The organism is Corynebacterium simulans (assembly GCF_001586215.1).
Classification (GTDB): Bacteria; Actinomycetota; Actinomycetes; order Mycobacteriales; family Mycobacteriaceae; genus Corynebacterium; species Corynebacterium simulans.
Genome location: NZ_CP014634.1, coordinates 658,652 through 677,182, shown reverse-complemented (window position 1 = coordinate 677,182; position 18,531 = coordinate 658,652). Strand labels below are relative to the sequence as shown.

The window sequence follows — 18,531 nt, the reverse complement described above, 5'->3', positions numbered from 1 at the left end:
TTATTCGTTAACTGTGTATTGCTTCCCTAAGCTGGAAGACTATACCGCTTATATTCGCACGATTTTGATTGGAGCTGGCGTTGGCCTCTGGTATCTCCCGACCCGCTGCCCCAATGAAGCGACCTCCCAGGGGCTTGTCCTGGACGGTCGCTATCATTGCCGCCTTACTGTTCATCGGCCCATTGTTAGTGGGCTTTTATACAGATTGGAAGTGGTTCGGCGCAATTGAATACCGTGGTGTCTTTACCACCACCTTGGTAGCGCGAATCGTGCTTTTTGTCATCTTCGCAGTGGTATCGGCAGGCGTGGTTTATGCCGCGGGCCGCGTTGCATGGCGTGGCCGCCCCGAGAGCTTAGATTTTAACGATCTGAATTCGCCGGTTTACCAGTACCGTCGTTCCATCGAAAAGACCATGGGCGTGTTCCTAAAGGTTATCCCGCTGCTAGTCGGTGTGGTGGCAGGCCTGATGGGGCAGGCTTCGTGGCGCCAGTTCATGCTCTTTTTAAACGGCCAGGATTTCGGCGTTGATGATCCGCAGTTCCACAAGGACTTGGGATTCTATGCCTTCCAGCTGCCGGTGTGGAACATCATCGTTTCGGCGTTTTCGATGCTGCTTCTGGTGTGTTTCTTGCTGGCGCTGTTTAGCCATTACATTTTGGGCGGCATTCGCATCGGCAACCGTGCCTCCGGTGTGCGCGGTTCCATTTCTCGCCCGGCTCGCGTGCAGCTAGCGGTAACCGGTGGCCTATGGATGCTGCTGCAGGTAGCAGGCTACTGGTTGGATCGTTATCAGCTTCTGTACAACCAGCACTCGCTGTTTACCGGTGGCTCCTACACCGACATCAATGCTTACCTGCCGGCCAAGATCATTCTGATGGTCGTCGGCGTCGTCGTAGCAGTGGCGATTTTCGCTGCGGTGGTAATCAAGGATCTGCGCATCCCTGCACTGGCAGTGGTGCTGATGCTGCTTTCCTCCGTCATCATCGGTCAGGCTTGGCCGCTTTTGATGGAGCGCTTTTCCGTCAACCCGAACCGCCAAGCAAAGGAAGCGGAATACATCGCTCGCAATATTGAATCCACCCGCTATTCCTACGGGCTCACGGATGAGCAGGTTACCTATGAGGAGAACTGGGGAGCAGAGGAAGTAGCCGATTCTAAGGTGGCTTCGGATTCCTCCACGATTTCGAACCTGCGCTTGTTGGATCCGGATATCTTGGCGCCAACCTTTACCCAGATGCAGCAGCTGAAGAACTTCTACGGTTTCCCAGAGACCTTGGCGATGGACCGTTACACCGTGGACGGTGAACTGCGCGACTTCGTGGTTGCCGCACGTGAGCTGGATCCGAATGAGCTGCAGGAAAACCAGCAGAACTGGATCAACCGCCACACGGTTTATACCCACGGAAACGGCTTTGTTGCGGCCCAGGCAAACACCGTCGACGAGGTTGCGCGCGACGCCGGCTCTGCCCGCGGCGGATTCCCAATCTTTACCGTCTCCGATCTGCAAACCCAGCAGGGCAAGCAGCACGAGGGTGAAGGCGAGACCAAGGACGCCGAGAAGTCCCTGGGAATCAAGGTGGACCAGCCGCGCACCTACTATGGTCCGGTCATTGCCGGCGCACGCGATGGGCGTGACTACGCCGTAGTGGGTGAGACCGGTGATAAGCCAGTTGAGTACGATACCGATTCCACCACTTACACCTATGACGGTAAGGGCGGCGTTGAGATCGGCAATATTGTGGACCGCACCGCGTATGCGCTGAAGTACCAGGAGATGAACCTGCTGCTGTCTGACCGCGTGGGCTCCGAATCTAAGATTCTCTACGACCGCGACCCGCGCAAGCGCGTGGAAAAGGTAGCGCCGTGGCTGACCACCGATTCTGCCACCTACCCAGCCGTCATTGACGGCCGCATCAAGTGGATTGTGGATGGTTATACAACGCTTGAGTCTCTGCCTTATTCACAGCGCACCTCGCTGACAGATTCCACGCAGGATACGCAGAACCCGAACGGCACCAGCCAGCGGCTTATCAACGAGCAGGTGGGTTATATCCGCAACTCTGTGAAGGCTACTGTCGACGCTTATGACGGCTCCGTGGATCTCTTTGAGTTTGATGACCAGGACCCAGTTCTGAAGGCCTGGGAGGGCGTATTCCCGGGCGTCGTCAAGCCGAAAGCGGAAATCTCTGACGAGCTGCGCGGCCACTTCCGTTACCCGGAAGACATGTTCAAGGTGCAGCGCGATCTGTTGGCGAAGTACCACGTTTCCGACCCAGGCGTGTTCTTTAATAACGATGCCTTCTGGTCTGTGCCAGAAGACCCAACCGCCGGCGAGGCACGTGGTTTGAACCAACCTCCTTACTACGTCATGGCGGCGGATCCGAAGTCCGGGAAGCCAAGCTTCCAGCTGATTACTTCTTATCGCGGTTTGAATCGTCAGTTCCTCTCCGCGCATATGGCGGTGTCCTCGGACCCAGAGAACTACGGTCAGATCACCGTTCGCGTGCTGCCGACGAATACTCAGACCCAGGGCCCGAAGCAGGCGCAGGACGCCATGATGTCTTCCGACCAGGTCGCTCGTGACCGCACGCTGTGGGAAGGCTCGAATGACCTGAACTACGGCAACCTGTTGGCACTGCCGGTAGGCGGCGGCGAGATTCTTTACATGGAGCCTATTTACTCGCAGCGTAAGGACCAGGAATCCGCGTTCCCGAAGCTGCTACGCGTTCTCGTTTCCTACAAGGGTCGCGTGGGTTATGCCCCGACTATCGGTGAGGCCCTCGACCAGGTGGGCATCGATCCTAAGTCCGCGCAGGACATCACTGAGATCGACGGCGACGGCAGTGCAGCTGACGCGAAGAAGGACTCCGGTGAGGACTCCAAGTCCAAGGATGAGGGCAAGGCTTCGGCTCCTGCCTCGGCACCGGCGGCCTCTAGTGAGGCCGATGCCATTGACGGCATCAACAAAGCACTCGACAACGTAGAGAAAGCCCGCAACGGTTCCTTCGAGGAATACGGCAAGGCTCTCGACGAGCTCGACCAGGCTGTTGAGGCCTACAAGAAGGTCGAGTCGAAGTAGGCAAGTAGAAAATACTGCCTAGATAAACGCGAATGGCCACCTGCCCAGGGGATTTGGGTGGGTGGCTATCTGTCTGTATAGTTACAGAGGTCGCCGACGAGAGCGGTTATGAAAAATAATCAGTCTCGTTAAAGCGTAGATGTTTAGAAGTACATCTCGACGCGGGGTGGAGCAGCTCGGTAGCTCGCTGGGCTCATAACCCAGAGGTCGTAGGTTCGAATCCTGCCCCCGCTACCAACTTCCAAGCCCCTACCAGGAGAAACACTGGTAGGGGCTTTAGTTATTTCTCTTAAGGCGCACGTCCTGGGACTCAAATCGGGACTTTAGCGATGGCTTTTTGTGGGTTAAGTAGCAGAATGTGTGTCCGTTCGGCGTGTTGCGGGGCGGGTACACGGTTAGTTACTTCATGGGGTCTTTTCTGATTCCTATCGAGTGTTCGTACTCGGTTGGGATAGCGTTGTCGTAGAAGGCTGGTCGGCCTGTTTCTTGGTCGGCTTTGTTGTGGTCTTCTTCGGCAAGATAGTTGACTTTGGCGAGTTGATCTTGGCCATAATTGCACTGCCTGGCGATATTTAGCGGATCGTCAGGCGGGCCCGACCCCCGGAAAGTGGACACATCGGGGGCTGGCTATGCTGCTGTGGTCAGTATAGCCGAAGTCTCGGCTTCAAAGACATCAGGAGCTACGAGATTGCACCAGGAGTGCCGCCGGCGCGTGTTGTAGCGCATGCACCACCGGAAGACCTCTTGACGACAGCTAATTGGGTTGTTAAAGACTTTCCGATCACGCAGTACTTCCCGCTTTAAGGTGGCGTTAAAGGATTCTGCCAGGGCATTATCGGCACTCGTTCCAACCGCGCCCATGGACTGGCGCACACCTAACGACGAGCAGTAGTTCCTAAAGGCTTGTGAGGTGTACACGCTGCCGTGATCGGAATGGAAAATAGTCCCATCAAGACTGCCGCGCACGCCGTGTGCGTGGGCTAGAGCATCGATAACTAGTGAGACCCGCATGTGGTCTGCGAGTGCATAACCTGCAAGTTTACGTGAATACGTGTCAATGACTGTGGCAAGGTACATGTTTTTGCCTCCCCTACACGGCAGGTAAGTAATGTCACCGACATACACACGATTTGGCTCGCCAGCTGTGAACTTGCGGCCTACTAGATCTGGCATGACACGGTGACCAGGCTTACGCCTGGTAGTAATGCATCGACGCCGTTTGCTAAAGCCTTTTAACCCCATGGATTTCATGATGCGTGCAACTTTCTTGTGATTGATCGGGGTATACGTCGTGTCCTCCTTGAGGCTTGCGGCGATGCGTTTAGCACCATAAAGCCCGTGCTCATCATCGAAGATGGTCTTGATTCTTGCACCAATAACGGCATCAGAATACATCTTTAACCTGCGTTTTTTACGGGTGCTCACCCACTTGTAAAACGAGGAACGATTCAGCTTTAACACATCGCACATCCGCTTAACCGAGTACTCGGTTCGGTGGTCATCGACAAACTGGAAGCGGATCACCAGTGAGTCTCTTCGGCAAAATATTTCGCGGCCTTACGCAGGATGTCGCGTTCTTCGCGCAGCTTAGAGACTTCTTTTTCCAGCTGACGGATTCGCGCAGAATCATTCGCCGCTTGGGCTTGATCGTGCACGGCCTTCGTGCGGGCACGTTTGCCAGTGCCGTACTTTTTGACCCAAGAATGTAGCGAGGCACGGTTGATACCGAGCTCAGCTGATGCTGAGTTCAGCGAGAGATCCTCGTTGTTCTCATAGAGGGCTACGGCATCGCGTTTGAACTGTTCGGAGTACCTGGACATGGTGGTAGATTACCTTTCTTCCCAGCTCGACTGGGCTGGATATCAGGTGTCCACCACATGGGGGTCAGGTCCGGCAGTTGCTTTTTGGTGTGGAGGTACCACTCGAGCATTTTTCGTTGGCGTTCCCCTGACCTGCCTCGGTGCGCATCGGCGATGCGTTTGAGCTGGGCGTTTATGCCGCCTTCAAGACTGTTTGTCGTTGAAGCCCAGCGTTTAGGATCAAGCGCATTCGGTGGTGGCTTAAGGTAAGTAAACAACCAATTGTTGCGCGATAGGTGCAGCAGTGAGTTGTAGGCTTTGCGTATTCGCAGATGAGTCCATTCCCACTGGTTATTGAGTGTTCGGCGTTCTTTTGGCACGGGTGTTTTCTCGTTGAGGAATGTTTTGAATACCTGACCGAAGTCGTGTGGGGTTGCCCGCAAATCGTGGACACGTAGTGGAGCTACCTAGTGGTTAGGCAGCTATTTCTTTTCTACTGGTGGTTAGACCAATGTGGTTTTCGAAGTCGACGGGGCTGACCATCCCGAGTGCAGAGTGCCGGCGTCGGCGGTTGTAGACGACTTCAATCCAGTAGGCAACGGCCTTGCGTGCAGCATCACGGGTCGCCCAGCGCTGCCGGTCATAGAATTCAGTCTTTAGCGTCGACCAGAACGACTCAGCCATCGCGTTATCGAAGCACACACCAGTACGCCCCACAGACTGGGCAATGCCCAGGTTGCGGCAGACCTCCCAGAGCTTCTCACTGGTAAATTGCGTTCCGCGGTCAGCGTGAAACACCAGCCCATCAGGAACATCACCGCGTAGCGTATGCGCCATCCGCAGGGCCCGTTCAACCAGGTGTGTGTCTTGAACGCTATCCATAGCCCAGCCCAGTACCCTGCGGGAATGACCATCGCGGACCGCGCACAAGTACAACCAGCCCTCACCGGTGCGCAGGTAGGTAATATCTGACATCCACACTCGGTTGAGCTGACCAGTATCAAACATGCGCTTGACCAGGTCAGGAAGAGTTGACTTACGCTTGGCTTGAATCGTTGTCACCGGGACAAAGGCACGCGGTGAAATCCCTTCAATGCCCATCATGCGCATCCGTTTAGCCACAGTCTTGCGATTCAAGGTGATCTGGTAGCGCTCGGCAAGCTCTGCGGTGATCCGCGGAGCACCATAAACCTCATCGGAGTCTTTCCAAATCTGATGAATCTTTCGGTCAACATCATCGTAAAATGCTGCCCGATCATCTTCGCCGGATAGTCGTTTCTGCTGCGCATGGGCCCATTTGTAGTATCCAGACCGAGATACTTTTAATAGTCGTGCCATGCGCTTGATGCTGTAGTTCGCCTTCTCCTGCTGCATTAGTTCGAACTTTTCTGCTCGCGTTGCTTCGCGGCGAAGAAGGCTGTCGCTTTTGACAAAAACTCGTTATCCATCTTGGCTTCTGCCAGCTCCCGGCGCAGACGAGCATTCTCAGCTCGGAGGTCAGCCTCGCTCATCCCATCGGAGGATCCTCGGCGTTCACGTTCGAGTTTGACCCACCGGCCCAAAAGCCCGGCGGAAACACCGATTTCCTTAGCCACATGAGCGATCGGTCGCTCTGACTCGATTACCAGGTTCGCGGCTTCACGCCGGTACTCCGGCGTGTACTTCTTGCGCTGTTGACTCACAATGAACATCCTCTCTTACGGACACAAGATCCGTACAAATAGGGTGTCCACTAAACGAGGGTAACCTCACGTGCAGACGTAGCGTCCACTCCCGTGCCTGTTCGAGTGTGGTGACACGGGTTAGTTTCAGCGCCAGTGCGTAGATGGTTTTGCCGGCGTCGGTGCGCGGCCGTGAGTGGTGTAGCGGCGGATGACGCGTTGTGCATGGACGAGACAACGCTGAATCATCGCGTTTGGCCAGCAGGCTTTAATCGCGGTGAGTGCGCCTTGTCCGCCGTCGAGGACGACGCAGAGTGGTTCGGCGATTTTGCGAAGTAGCTGCGTGTATGCGTGGGCTGTTTCGTGTTTGGTCCAGTGCCATGCAATGACGTGGTCGCGGCTGGCTGCCACAAGTAGGCAGCCAGCCGCGGTGTAGGTGCCGTCGATGAAGATCTGATCGTAGACGCGCTGCGGGGCACCGTCGTTGGGGACGTCGATGAGCCAAAACGGTTCGAATCGGCGATCAAGTGTCCAACGACTCACCCTTTGTTGCCCGGCGAGTTCAGACAACGTCGCTGTGGAGGTGACATAGGAGAGGGCCTGACCCCCGGAAAGTAGACACGTCGGGGGTTAGCTATGCTGCTTGGGTCAGTGTAGCTGATGTGAGTGCTTCGAAGTCATTGGGGGCTAGAAGGTTGCACCAGGAGTGCCGTCTGCGGGTGTTGTAGCGCATGCACCATCGAAAGACTTCCTGCCGGCAGATAATGGGATTATCAAAGACTTTCCGATCACGTAGCACTTCACGTTTTAAGGTGGCGTTAAATGATTCTGCCAGGGCATTATCGGCACTAGTTCCCACCGCGCCCATGGATTGGCGTACACCAAGTTGGGCGCAGTGGTCCCTAAACGCCTGTGAGGTGTACACACTTCCATGATCAGAATGGAAAATAGCCCCGTCAAGGCTTCCGCGGACTGTGCTGGCATGGGACAAAGCCTCGATGACCAGTGAGACACGCATGTGGTCTGCGAGTGCATAACCTGCAAGTTTTCGTGAATAGGTGTCAATGACCGTGGCCAGGTACATGTTCTTACCGCCCTTACACGGCAGGTAGGTGATGTCGCCTACATAAACACGGTTCGGCTCGTCAGCGGTGAATGTACGGCCTACTAAATCTGGCATGACACGGTGACCAGGCTTGCGCCGGGTGGTGATGCATCGACGCCGTTTGCTAAAGCCTTTTAGCCCCATGGATTTCATGATGCGCGCAACCTTCTTATGGTTGATCGGGCCGAAGTCCGTATCGTCGTTGAGGCTTGCAGCGATGCGTTTAGCACCATAAAGCCCGTTCTCATCATCAAAGATGGCCTTGATTCTTGCACCAATAAGGGCATCGGAACATATCTTTAACCTGCGATTTTCGTGGGTGTTGACCCATTTATAAAACGAGGAGCGATTGAGCTTTAACACATGGCACATCCGCTTGACCGAGTACTCGGTTCGGTAGTCATAGACAAACTGGAAGCGGATCACCAGTGAGTCTCTTCGGCAAAATACTTCGCGGCCTTGCGCAGAATATCGCGTTCTTCGCGCAGCTTCGCGTTCTCTTTTTCTAGCTGGCGGATTCGCTCGGAATCAGTCGTCTCCTTGGCGTTGTCGCGCATGGCCTTCGTGCGGGCACGTTTGCCGGTGCCGTATTGCTGAAGCCAGGAGAAAAGCGAGGAACGATTGACTCCAAGCTCTGCTGAAGCCGCGTGAAGTGAAAGGTCCTCATTGTTTTCATAGAGGGCCACAGCATCACGTTTGAACTGTTCGGAATACCTAGGCATGGTGGTAGATTACCTTTCTTCCCAACCCAACCGGGCTGGATATCAGGTGTCTACCAAACAGGGGTCAGGTCCAGATGAAGGCTTTGAAGTCGCAGGCCTGCGTGAGATCGGTGCGAGTTCGTGTCGTGGAGCTGCCGCAGTTCGGGTCTTTGCACCGCCACCTGGTTGTGCCTTTGGATGTGGTTCCGTTTTTCTTCATTTGCCCAGCACATACCGGGCATCGTGGCCTGTTTTTACTCACCCGGAAAGCACACCAGAGAGTGTCTGATGGTTTGTGTGTGGGTACCTAACCCGCATAAGGAGATGGACCAGAATGACTACTGTGGCGAGACGAGATCCGGCTAATAAGGCCAAGATTGATGCGATTGAAAAGAAGCTGCTTGCTAACCCTGACATCGCGAAACTGATTGATGACCTAGGCACGTCCACAACGGATGCCAACGACCTAGTTCGCGGCATGTTACAAGCCTCGATTACCAGGGGACTCAACGCTGAAATGGATGCCCACCTGGGCTACGAGTCTGGCGACAGGAGCGCTAAAGCTGCAGCTAGAACAGACAATTACCGCAACGGGTCGTATCCAAAGACCGTGGATTCTAACTACGGGCCAGTCACCGTTGATGTCCCTCGGGATCGGGCTGGAACATTCTTGCCGACTATGGTCCCTAAAGGTTCTAGGCGCTTGACTGATGTCGATGACATGATCGTCAGCTTGTACGCCGGTGGGATGACAATTAGGGACATCCAGCACCATATGGCAACGTCGATGCGTGTCGATATTTCCCATGAGACGATTTCTGCGGTTACTGACGCCGTGCTCGATGAGGTCATGGTCTGGCAAAACCGCCAGCTAGACGAGTTCTACCCCGTGGTTTTCCTGGACGCGTTGCGCATTAAAGTCCGCGACGACGGCCGAGTAGTCAACAAATCTGCGTACATGGCAATCGGCGTGGATCTCAACGGTATTAAGCACATTTTAGGATTGTGGATTGCCAAGGAAGAAGGCGCTTCATTCTGGGCGCAGGTATGCGCCAACCTTTCTAACCGTGGGGTCAAGGACGTCTTTATCGTCTGCTGTGACGGGCTGAAAGGCCTGCCAGAGGCAGTTGAGGCAACCTGGCCGAACTCTATGGTGCAAACCTGTATCGTGCACCTGATTCGCGCCGCTAACCGGTGGGTAGCCTACGGGGATCGCCGGGGCGTATCAGCCGCGTTGAAAAAGATTTACACTGCCACGGACGAGCCCACAGCACAGGTTGCTTTAGACGAATTTGAAGCCTCCGAGCTGGGTGAGAAATATCCCCGCTCAGTCAAGGTCTGGCGTGATGCGTGGGCGCGTTTCGTACCGTTTCTCCAGTTCCCACCAGCAGCCAGAAAGGTAATCTATACGACGAACTCCATTGAGTCGTTTAACAATGAACTGCGTAAAGCTACCCGCAACAGGGTGCAGTTCACCAACGATGAATCAGCGATAAAGACGCTGTGGTTGATGACCTGCAACATCGAAGACAAACGAGCCGCAAAGAGGGCAAAGCAAGGCAAACGAGTCTCAGCGACAGCCGGCAGACTCATGGAAGGAGCCCGAGTTTCCGGCTGGAAACAAGCCATCAACCAAATGGCCGTTGCCTACCCCGACCGCTTCGACAAATACCTATAAACCTAGCCCCACACACAAACAACTTGACACCCTCCGAACAAGCAAGCATTGATAGATGCAGGTCTGCACTACATTTTGTCGGTGAAACCCCACCGTGCCTGAGGTGATTGAAACCTGGCGGCGGGAAATCCCTGGTGAAGCCTACGCCCACGGCCAGATCTGGACACAAGCCTCGGCAAGCGATGCGCGCAAACACACAACCCCGAATACGGTGACCCACTTCCAGTACTCCTATGATCGGGCCAGACGCGGCCTGCGCGGAATCAAAGAGCAAGTCGCAAAAGCCAAACGCGCTGTTGACGGCGAAATCGCCATTAAGCGCAACCGCTATTTCGATCTTTCCACCCCGAACAAGAAGGTCAACTACGCTCTCGCTGCAAACACCGAGCCCTAGCCGGAATTAAAGGCTATGAAACCGACCTGACCGCTCTTCCCGCCCAGGAGGTTATCAGGCATTACCGCAGGCTATTCCACATTGAAAATGTCGTATCGGATGTCGAAATCAGACCTGAAAGCACGCCCAATCTATGCGAGGAAACAAAACTCGATCACAGCACATCTCAATATTGTGATGGCAGCACTAGCCGTGACCCACCTGATGGAGACCCGCAGTGGTCACTTCATCAAACGCCTCGTGAGAACACTCAAGAAATACCGCAGCTTTCAACTCGTCGTTGGCGGCGAAACCATTCACGCCGCCGTACCATTCCCGCCCGACCTCACTGCCACCATCCAAGTAATCACCGGCCGCGAACTTCCGCACAAAATTGGCCTAAGTCAGGTTAGAAGGGAATCAGCACACCGTCTCGTGGGATTCGTGCTCTGGGTGCTCAATCTGGATGGTGGAGTGCTCGATACCGTGTTCGCGCAGGGCCTGCTGGGCGGCATCCAACAGCGGGCCGGTGCCGACGGTGCCGTCGCGCACGATATGCACGGTCGTGAGCACGTTCACGCCGTCCAGGCTCCACAGGTGCAGGTCGTGGATGTCAGCAACGCCCTCGACCTGCCGCAGCGCGGGCTCGATCGCACTGGCGTCGAAGTCCGCCGGGACTTGCTCGAGCAGCACGCTCGCCGAAAGCCGCATGAGCTGCCAGGCGCGCGGCAGCACCATCGCCGCGATCGCTAGGGAGGCGATCACGTCCGCCGCCACAAACCCCGTGGTCAGTACCACGATGCCGGCCACGATTACTGCGACCGAGCCGAGCATATCCACTAACACGTGCAAGAACGCGCCCTCCACGTTGATCGAGGATTTGCGGTGCCGGTGCAGAACCCACGCCGATAGCGCATTCGCCACCAGGCCGATCACCGCGATGATCAGCATCGTTTTTCCCTGCACTTCGGCCGGGCTCTGCAGGCGGCGCACCGCCTCGACGACAATCCACACCGAGATCGCCAGCACCATCACTGCGTTCGCCAGTGCAGCAAGCACCTCCACTCGTCGGTAGCCGTACGTGGCCTGAGCCGATGCTTGTCGGCGCCCAACCAACACCGCTAACACCGCGATGATCAACCCCGCAGCGTCGGAAAGCATGTGCATCGCATCCGCCATCAGCGCCATCGAACCCGCCAACCAGCCGCCGATCAGCTCCGCGAAGAAGACGGTGCCGGTAATGCCTAGCGCAATCAAGAGTGCGCGCAGCGGCGTGCTGGAGTGATCGTGGTCGTGGTGCTCGTGTGCCATGCACTCAGCCTATCCCCGTCGACGCTTATTGACAATTAAATGAAAATGGATGGCGGTAAGCGCAGCCACTGAGGCCAAGTCGGCCTGATTTAGGTCATTGTGCAGTTGTCCTTTGAATGTGTAGAGAAGCTGAAACATGAACAACCAAAAAGTAGGGTTAAGTAGCAGAATGTGTGTCCGTTCGGCGTGTTGCGGGGCGGGTACACGGTTAGTTACTTCATGGGGTCTTTTCTGATTCCTATCGAGTGTTCGTACTCGGTTGGGATGGACCTGACCCCTGTTTGGTAGACACCTGATATCCAGCCCGGTTGGGTTGGGAAGAAAGGTAATCTACCACCATGCCTAGGTATTCCGAACAGTTCAAACGTGATGCTGTGGCCCTCTATGAAAACAATGAGGACCTTTCACTTCACGCGGCTTCAGCAGAGCTTGGAGTCAATCGTTCCTCGCTTTTCTCCTGGCTTCAGCAATACGGCACCGGCAAACGTGCCCGCACGAAAAACATGCGTGATAAAGCTCAGGTGACGACTGATTCTGAGCGGATCCGCCAGCTAGAAAAAGAGAACGCGAAGCTGCGCGAAGAACGCGATATTCTGCGCAAGGCCGCGAAGTATTTTGCCGAAGAGACACGCTGGTGATCCGCTTCCAGTTTGTCTATGACTACCGAACCGAGTACTCGGTCAAGCGGATGTGCCATGTGTTAAAGCTCAATCGCTCCTCGTTTTATAAATGGGTCAACACCCACGAAAATCGCAGGTTAAAGATATGTTCCGATGCCCTTATTGGTGCAAGAATCAAGGCCATCTTTGATGATGAGAACGGGCTTTATGGTGCTAAACGCATCGCTGCAAGCCTCAACGACGATACGGACTTCGGCCCGATCAACCATAAGAAGGTTGCGCGCATCATGAAATCCATGGGGCTAAAAGGCTTTAGCAAACGGCGTCGATGCATCACCACCCGGCGCAAGCCTGGTCACCGTGTCATGCCAGATTTAGTAGGCCGTACATTCACCGCTGACGAGCCGAACCGTGTTTATGTAGGCGACATCACCTACCTGCCGTGTAAGGGCGGTAAGAACATGTACCTGGCCACGGTCATTGACACCTATTCACGAAAACTTGCAGGTTATGCACTCGCAGACCACATGCGTGTCTCACTGGTCATCGAGGCTTTGTCCCATGCCAGCACAGTCCGCGGAAGCCTTGACGGGGCTATTTTCCATTCTGATCATGGAAGTGTGTACACCTCACAGGCGTTTAGGGACCACTGCGCCCAACTTGGTGTACGCCAATCCATGGGCGCGGTGGGAACTAGTGCCGATAATGCCCTGGCAGAATCATTTAACGCCACCTTAAAACGTGAAGTGCTACGTGATCGGAAAGTCTTTGATAATCCCATTATCTGCCGGCAGGAAGTCTTTCGATGGTGCATGCGCTACAACACCCGCAGACGGCACTCCTGGTGCAACCTTCTAGCCCCCAATGACTTCGAAGCACTCACATCAGCTACACTGACCCAAGCAGCATAGCTAACCCCCGACGTGTCTACTTTCCGGGGGTCAGGCCCGATAGCGTTGTCGTAGAAGGCTGGTCGGCCTGTTTCTTGGTCGGCTTTGTTGTGGTCTTCTTCGGCAAGATAGTTGACTTTGGCGAGTTGATCTTGGCCATAATTGCACTGCCTGGCGATATTTAGCGGATCGTCAGGCAGTTGCTTTTTGGTGTGGAGGTACCACTCGAGCATTTTTCGTTGGCGTTCCCCTGACCTGCCTCGGTGCGCATCGGCGATGCGTTTGAGCTGGGCGTTTATGCCGCCTTCAAGACTGTTTGTCGTTGAAGCCCAGCGTTTAGGATCAAGCGCATTCGGTGGTGGCTTAAGGTAAGTAAACAACCAATTGTTGCGCGATAGGTGCAGCAGTGAGTTGTAGGCTTTGCGTATTCGCAGATGAGTCCATTCCCACTGGTTATTGAGTGTTCGGCGTTCTTTTGGCACGGGTGTTTTCTCGTTGAGGAATGTTTTGAATACCTGACCGAAGTCGTGCAGACGTAGCGTCCACTCCCGTGCCTGTTCGAGTGTGGTGACACGGGTTAGTTTCAGCGCCAGTGCGTAGATGGTTTTGCCGGCGTCGGTGCGCGGCCGTGAGTGGTGTAGCGGCGGATGACGCGTTGTGCATGGACGAGACAACGCTGAATCATCGCGTTTGGCCAGCAGGCTTTAATCGCGGTGAGTGCGCCTTGTCCGCCGTCGAGGACGACGCAGAGTGGTTCGGCGATTTTGCGAAGTAGCTGCGTGTATGCGTGGGCTGTTTCGTGTTTGGTCCAGTGCCATGCAATGACGTGGTCGCGGCTGGCTGCCACAAGTAGGCAGCCAGCCGCGGTGTAGGTGCCGTCGATGAAGATCTGATCGTAGACGCGCTGCGGGGCACCGTCGTTGGGGACGTCGATGAGCCAAAACGGTTCGAATCGGCGATCAAGTGTCCAACGACTCACCCTTTGTTGCCCGGCGAGTTCAGACAACGTCGCTGTGGAGGTGACATAGGAGATGAAGGCTTTGAAGTCGCAGGCCTGCGTGAGATCGGTGCGAGTTCGTGTCGTGGAGCTGCCGCAGTTCGGGTCTTTGCACCGCCACCTGGTTGTGCCTTTGGATGTGGTTCCGTTTTTCTTCATTTGCCCAGCACATACCGGGCATCGTGGCCTGTTTTTACTCACCCGGAAAGCACACCAACCCCCGGTTAGCACATGCGGGTGCCATTCCGATGGATTGAACACGAAACGGGCGGATATAAGCATAAAGACCTTATATCCGCCCGATTTACCCAGCCTGAGCAGCAAGAGCGCTGTAACTCAGACACACTTTTTGCTACTTAACCCTTTTTTGTCACTTAAGCCGGTTTGGAAGTGATGGGGTTAAGTGACAATTTTCGATTTTGTGACCTTGGATGACTGTGTCGTTTTGAGGAGTCGTCTGCACGGATTTCAGAAGTCCTCTGCACTATCGCCATCCACTCCGGAGAGGCCGCGGGCGTTCGTCCACTTCATCTGGAACGCGACTCGACAGAGCGCATTCAATCGGATGGTCTTTTTCTCCCTGCGAAGGATGGGGGCACTTTAGTGTGCCAGGGTGTTGACCAGATCGAGGAATTCCTCAGCGTAGGCAATTTGCTTGCGTAGCTTTTCGTAGCGGGTGCGCGTCTCCTCACGAATGTCGGCAAGGGTGGCCTTGGCATTACTCCGTGCCTGCTGTGCGGGATCACTGTCCTGCCCGCCATCTGAACTATGAAGAATCTCCGCAGCTTCCAGGAATTCCCGCATCTGATCCAGAGTAAACCCCAGCGGTTTCATCCGTCGCACCAGCAAAACACGACGTACATCAGCCTCACTATAAAGCCTGAACCCACCAGGGCTACGCCCCGATGGGGTAATCAGGCCGACGTTGTCATAATAACGCAAGGTGGGAATCGACAACCCCGTCTGGTCAACGACCTCGCCGATCTTGAAATTACTGTTTTGCATTGCCTGTTCTCCTTCACGGTGATGTTGTCCACGGGTTCCTGTGCCTGGGTTGGCGGTTGAGTAAAACTCCCGCTACCATGACCACCATCACCAAACCTAAAGTTACTAGAGGGTTGGATTCCTTTCGGGCGTTCGCCCAGTTACCTATCCCCTCAAAGATTGGACATCTATGACTGAAACTAGCACGGCGGCCCCCCGCCCCCTCCTGAGTCCAGACGGCGCTGATGCCCCTACCGGGATCATCGCATCCTTCCGTTACGCATTTTCTTCCCCCGCCCGTATCCGTATAGAGATTCTGGCCGGACTGGCGGTATCCCTGGCGCTGATCCCTGAGGCCATTGCCTTTTCCATCCTTGCCGGTGTTGACCCAGCCATGGGTCTGTTTTCCTCGGTAGTCATGGCCATTGCGATCGCCTTTACCGGTGGCCGCCCGGCAATGATAACCGGCGCCACCGGGGCTATTGCCCTAGTCATTGCTCCTGTGGCGCGTGGTTACGGGATGGATTATTTCATCGCCACCGTCTTGTTGGGCGGTGTCCTACAAATCGTGCTCGGCGCCCTCGGTGTGGCGAAACTTCAGCGTTTTATCCCCCGATCGGTGATGCTGGGTTTCGTCAATGCACTGGGCATTATGATTTTCACCGCCCAACTCGAACACCTCATTGATGTGCCCTGGATGGTCTACCCACTCGTCGGCTTGGGTGTGGTGATCATGATTTTCTTCCCCAAGCTCACCAGTGTGATCCCTGCCCCGCTGGTCACGATTATCGTGCTCACCGGTTTGGTCATTGCCGCCGGTTTGACTGTCCCGACGGTCTCGGACATGGGCAAGATGCCGGAGACCTTACCGTCCCTGTTTATTCCGAACGTGCCGTGGACGTTGGAGACCCTGCAGATCATCGCGCCTTATGCCCTGGCCATGGCCGTGGTCGGTCTCATGGAATCGTTAATGACCGCCAAGCTCGTCGATGACATCACCGACACTCATTCCGATAAAACTCGTGAATCCTGGGGACAGGGGGTGGCTAATATTGCCTCCGGTTTCTTCGGCGGCATGGGTGGCTGCGCGATGATCGGTCAAACCATGATCAACGTCCGCGAATCCGGGGCACGTACCCGCCTATCCACCCTGTTAGCCGGTGTGTTCCTGCTGGTCCTGGTCCTGGCACTGGGCGACATCGTTGGCATGATCCCGATGGCTGCGTTGGTGGCAATCATGATCATGGTCTCGGTCGGCACCATCGACTGGCACTCGGTGCATCCACGCACCCTTAAACTCATGCCGGTCTCTGAGACCATTGTTATGGCCGTGACGATTATTGCCACCCTAGCCACCAGCAACCTGGCCATTGGTGTCGTGCTGGGTGTGGTCACCGCGATGATCATGTTCGCCCGTCGGGTGGCACATATCGTTTCCATTGAAAAGGCCTCCGAGATCGACGGCGACGGCGATGGCGATGGCGAGATTGATACTCGTACCTACCGGGTGCATGGCCAGTTGTTTTGGGCATCAAGCAATGACCTGGTTTATCGCTTTGATTACACCGATTCTGCCCGTCATATCACTATTGATCTCACTGAGGCGGAGATCTGGGATGCCTCCACGGTCGCGACCTTTGACGCGATTACGCAGAAGTTCCAGGACAGAGGCAAAACCGTGTCCATTATCGGGCTCGACGGTCCCAGTCAGGACCGGCTGAACCGACTGTCTGGCCGGCTTGACACCGGCCACTAACATCCCCCGACTCGAGCACATCGACTTGGCGCCCCAACTTATAACCGGGGCGCCAGTTTATTGGTGCTGTTGCACAGTTGGGGCATAGGAAGAGCATAAAAGAAGCGTAGCGGTTAACCGCTACGCTGTGTTGTGGGGCTTTTTACTTTTTACGGTGCACGTGTTCTAGTTAGTGGTTCGTTTCTTTCCTCGGGTGATTGCGACGGTATTCCTCGACCAAGTGAGCAATACCCGGCGCAGCCTGGGACTGAAGCGTCCTGGGTTTAGTTCCGCTTCTTTTACGACCCTGTGTTGATGGGCTGGGTGAGATAGTACTCGGTTTCTACTTCCTGTGGGGTGGCGTAGTCCAAAGCTTCATGAAGCCGCTTGGTGTTCCACCAATACACCCACCGCAAGGTGGCCAATTCGACTTCTCCGACCGACGTCCACGGACCTTGAGCATGAATCAGTTCCGCCTTGTAGAGACCATTGACGGTCTCAGCTAGAGCATTGTCATAAGAATCGCCGACTGTTCCCACACTCGGCCGGATTCCGGATTCCGCGAGAGCGGTGGAATACTTCAGTGACACGTACTGGCTGCCCCGATCACTATGATGAATCAGCTGGTTTCCATGAATTCGCCCTGCAGTCGTTAACGCATGCTCCAAAGCCTCCATGGGCAGCGCATCGGTACGCATCGTCGAGCGTGTAGCAACACCAACAATCTTTCGACTGTAGACATCCACGACAAACGCGGTGTAGGCGAATCCTGACAGGGTACGAACGTAAGTAATGTCGGCAACCCACAGCCGGCCTGGTGCTTGTGCACGAAAGTCTCGCTGCACTAGGTCCGGGCGATGATCCGGTGCCTTCGGGCTGATCGTTGTCACGGGGGTTCGTCCACGTCTGCGGCCGCAAACACCTGCTAGCTTCATCAGACGTGCAGTCTTATCGCGACCAATATGAAAACCTTCACGGTTCATCGCGTGCCACATTTTGCGGATACCGTAAACCGAGAAATTCTCCGCATGCACACGCTGTATCTCTGGGATGAGAAGGCTATCGCTTAAGGCCCTTGCACTGGGAACACGTGTAGTGGCTTTGCGGTAGCCGCGTGAAGTGATGAATCCACGATCTGCTTGTTTGAGGACTCGGCAGATGGCCCCGGGCCCCAAACTGATCCTTATACGCGTCGATGTAAGAGATCATTTGGTCGTGGGTCGGCCTGGTTCCGCTGCGAAAAAAGCCGAAGCAGTCTTAAGAATCCCGTTTGCTCGCTTCAGCTCACGGTTTTCGCGGCGCAAACGCTTGAGCTCTTCTTCCATTGTTTCGCCGCCTGAAGCGTCAGAATTATCGCGTACTGAAGCGCTGTCACGGTACCAAGCCCGCAACGTGTGGTGAGATACTCCAAGCAGCTCACCGACCTCCGTGTAGGCGCGTTGCAGTGAGCAAGATTCCAGGCGGACCATTTCGATGATCTGATGGACCGCCTTGTCCTTGAACTCGACGGAATACTTTCTAGGCATAGTTCAATCCTTCCTTAGCTGAGGTAGGAACTAAACCCAGGACGCTTCACGATAAAAGCCGCCTACCCAGT

Annotated in this window: 9 protein-coding genes, 1 tRNA gene and 7 pseudogenes; 6 read left to right on the top strand and 11 right to left on the bottom strand. The window is 55.2% G+C overall.

Annotation, left to right across the window (positions count from 1 at the left end):
• Positions 1-113: 113 nt before the first annotated feature.
• Complete coding sequence (locus WM42_RS03165) at positions 114-3,080, top strand: UPF0182 family protein (RefSeq protein WP_061921061.1); 2,967 nt, start codon at positions 114-116, stop codon at positions 3,078-3,080.
• Between the two features lie 160 nt (positions 3,081-3,240).
• Positions 3,241-3,317: transfer RNA gene (locus tag WM42_RS03160), tRNA-Met, on the top strand.
• 162 nt (positions 3,318-3,479) lie between these two features.
• Here WM42_RS03160 and WM42_RS13160 read toward each other — a convergent pair.
• The 7 genes and pseudogenes from WM42_RS13160 to WM42_RS13150 form a co-directional block, all read right to left on the bottom strand.
• Positions 3,480-3,668, bottom strand: a pseudogene (locus WM42_RS13160) (IS1249 family transposase); the annotation flags it as partial.
• Positions 3,669-3,707: 39 nt separating this feature from the next.
• Positions 3,708-4,900 (bottom strand): IS3 family transposase gene (locus tag WM42_RS03155; protein WP_145915032.1). Its coding sequence is split into 2 segments (ribosomal slippage): positions 3,708-4,621 and positions 4,621-4,900, totalling 1,194 coding nucleotides; the frame shifts between segments, so codons are not numbered across the junction.
• A gap of 68 nt (positions 4,901-4,968) precedes the next feature.
• Positions 4,969-5,307: pseudogene (locus tag WM42_RS13155) on the bottom strand (IS1249 family transposase); the annotation flags it as partial.
• 46 nt (positions 5,308-5,353) lie between these two features.
• Positions 5,354-6,570, bottom strand: a protein-coding gene (locus WM42_RS03145; protein ID WP_115021451.1) for an IS3 family transposase whose coding sequence is annotated in 2 segments (ribosomal slippage) — positions 5,354-6,309 and positions 6,309-6,570 — 1,218 coding nt in all. Because the reading frame shifts where the segments join, the coding sequence is not laid out codon by codon here.
• 61 nt (positions 6,571-6,631) lie between these two features.
• Positions 6,632-7,137 (bottom strand): annotated as a pseudogene (locus WM42_RS03135) (transposase); the annotation flags it as partial.
• Between the two features lie 37 nt (positions 7,138-7,174).
• Positions 7,175-8,367 (bottom strand): IS3 family transposase gene (locus WM42_RS03130; RefSeq protein ID WP_432416267.1). Its coding sequence is split into 2 segments (ribosomal slippage): positions 7,175-8,085 and positions 8,085-8,367, totalling 1,194 coding nucleotides; the frame shifts between segments, so codons are not numbered across the junction.
• Between the two features lie 73 nt (positions 8,368-8,440).
• Positions 8,441-8,608 (bottom strand): annotated as a pseudogene (locus WM42_RS13150) (IS1/IS1595 family N-terminal zinc-binding domain-containing protein); the annotation flags it as partial.
• 72 nt (positions 8,609-8,680) lie between these two features.
• On the opposite strand from WM42_RS13150, the gene WM42_RS03120 reads away from it, so the two are divergent.
• A complete protein-coding gene (locus WM42_RS03120) occupies positions 8,681-10,024 on the top strand; it encodes an IS256 family transposase (protein WP_062035649.1) in 1,344 nt (447 codons plus the stop codon).
• 36 nt (positions 10,025-10,060) lie between these two features.
• A pseudogene (locus tag WM42_RS13825) lies at positions 10,061-10,787 on the top strand (IS1634 family transposase); the annotation flags it as partial.
• A 30-nt stretch (positions 10,788-10,817) separates the two neighbouring features.
• On the opposite strand, the gene WM42_RS03105 reads toward WM42_RS13825, so the two are convergent.
• Positions 10,818-11,708: a cation diffusion facilitator family transporter gene (locus WM42_RS03105; RefSeq protein ID WP_005328806.1), complete on the bottom strand. Its 891-nt coding sequence runs from the start codon at positions 11,706-11,708 to the stop codon at positions 10,818-10,820.
• 338 nt (positions 11,709-12,046) lie between these two features.
• Between WM42_RS03105 and WM42_RS03095 the strand changes: the two genes are divergently transcribed.
• Positions 12,047-13,239 (top strand): IS3 family transposase gene (locus tag WM42_RS03095; RefSeq protein WP_432416268.1). Its coding sequence is split into 2 segments (ribosomal slippage): positions 12,047-12,329 and positions 12,329-13,239, totalling 1,194 coding nucleotides; the frame shifts between segments, so codons are not numbered across the junction.
• A 38-nt stretch (positions 13,240-13,277) separates the two neighbouring features.
• Here the strand turns inward: WM42_RS03095 and WM42_RS03090 are convergent.
• Both WM42_RS03090 and WM42_RS03085 read right to left on the bottom strand, forming a co-directional pair.
• Positions 13,278-14,416 (bottom strand): annotated as a pseudogene (locus WM42_RS03090) (IS1249 family transposase); the annotation flags it as partial.
• Positions 14,417-14,815: 399 nt separating this feature from the next.
• On the bottom strand, positions 14,816-15,220 hold the full coding sequence (locus WM42_RS03085) for a MerR family transcriptional regulator (RefSeq protein ID WP_061925830.1): 405 nt from the start codon (positions 15,218-15,220) through the stop codon (positions 14,816-14,818).
• Between the two features lie 169 nt (positions 15,221-15,389).
• Here WM42_RS03085 and WM42_RS03080 point away from each other — a divergent pair, with 169 nt between their 5' ends.
• Positions 15,390-16,955: a SulP family inorganic anion transporter gene (locus WM42_RS03080; RefSeq protein WP_061925833.1), complete on the top strand. Its 1,566-nt coding sequence runs from the start codon at positions 15,390-15,392 to the stop codon at positions 16,953-16,955.
• Between the two features lie 278 nt (positions 16,956-17,233).
• Here the strand turns inward: WM42_RS03080 and WM42_RS03075 are convergent.
• Positions 17,234-18,460 (bottom strand): annotated as a pseudogene (locus WM42_RS03075) (IS3 family transposase).
• Between the last annotated feature and the right edge of the window lie 71 nt (positions 18,461-18,531).

Bases quoted from the DNA above. Each gene is read 5' to 3' on its own strand.
- WM42_RS03085 (WP_061925830.1), bottom strand. From the start codon at position 15,220: ATGCAAAACAGTAATTTCAAGATCGGCGAGGTCGTTGACCAGACGGGG.
- WM42_RS03105 (WP_005328806.1), bottom strand. From the start codon at position 11,708: ATGGCACACGAGCACCACGACCACGATCACTCCAGCACGCCGCTGCGC.
- WM42_RS03165 (WP_061921061.1), top strand. From the start codon at position 114: ATGAAGCGACCTCCCAGGGGCTTGTCCTGGACGGTCGCTATCATTGCC.
- WM42_RS03080 (WP_061925833.1), top strand. From the start codon at position 15,390: ATGACTGAAACTAGCACGGCGGCCCCCCGCCCCCTCCTGAGTCCAGAC.
- WM42_RS03120 (WP_062035649.1), top strand. From the start codon at position 8,681: ATGACTACTGTGGCGAGACGAGATCCGGCTAATAAGGCCAAGATTGAT.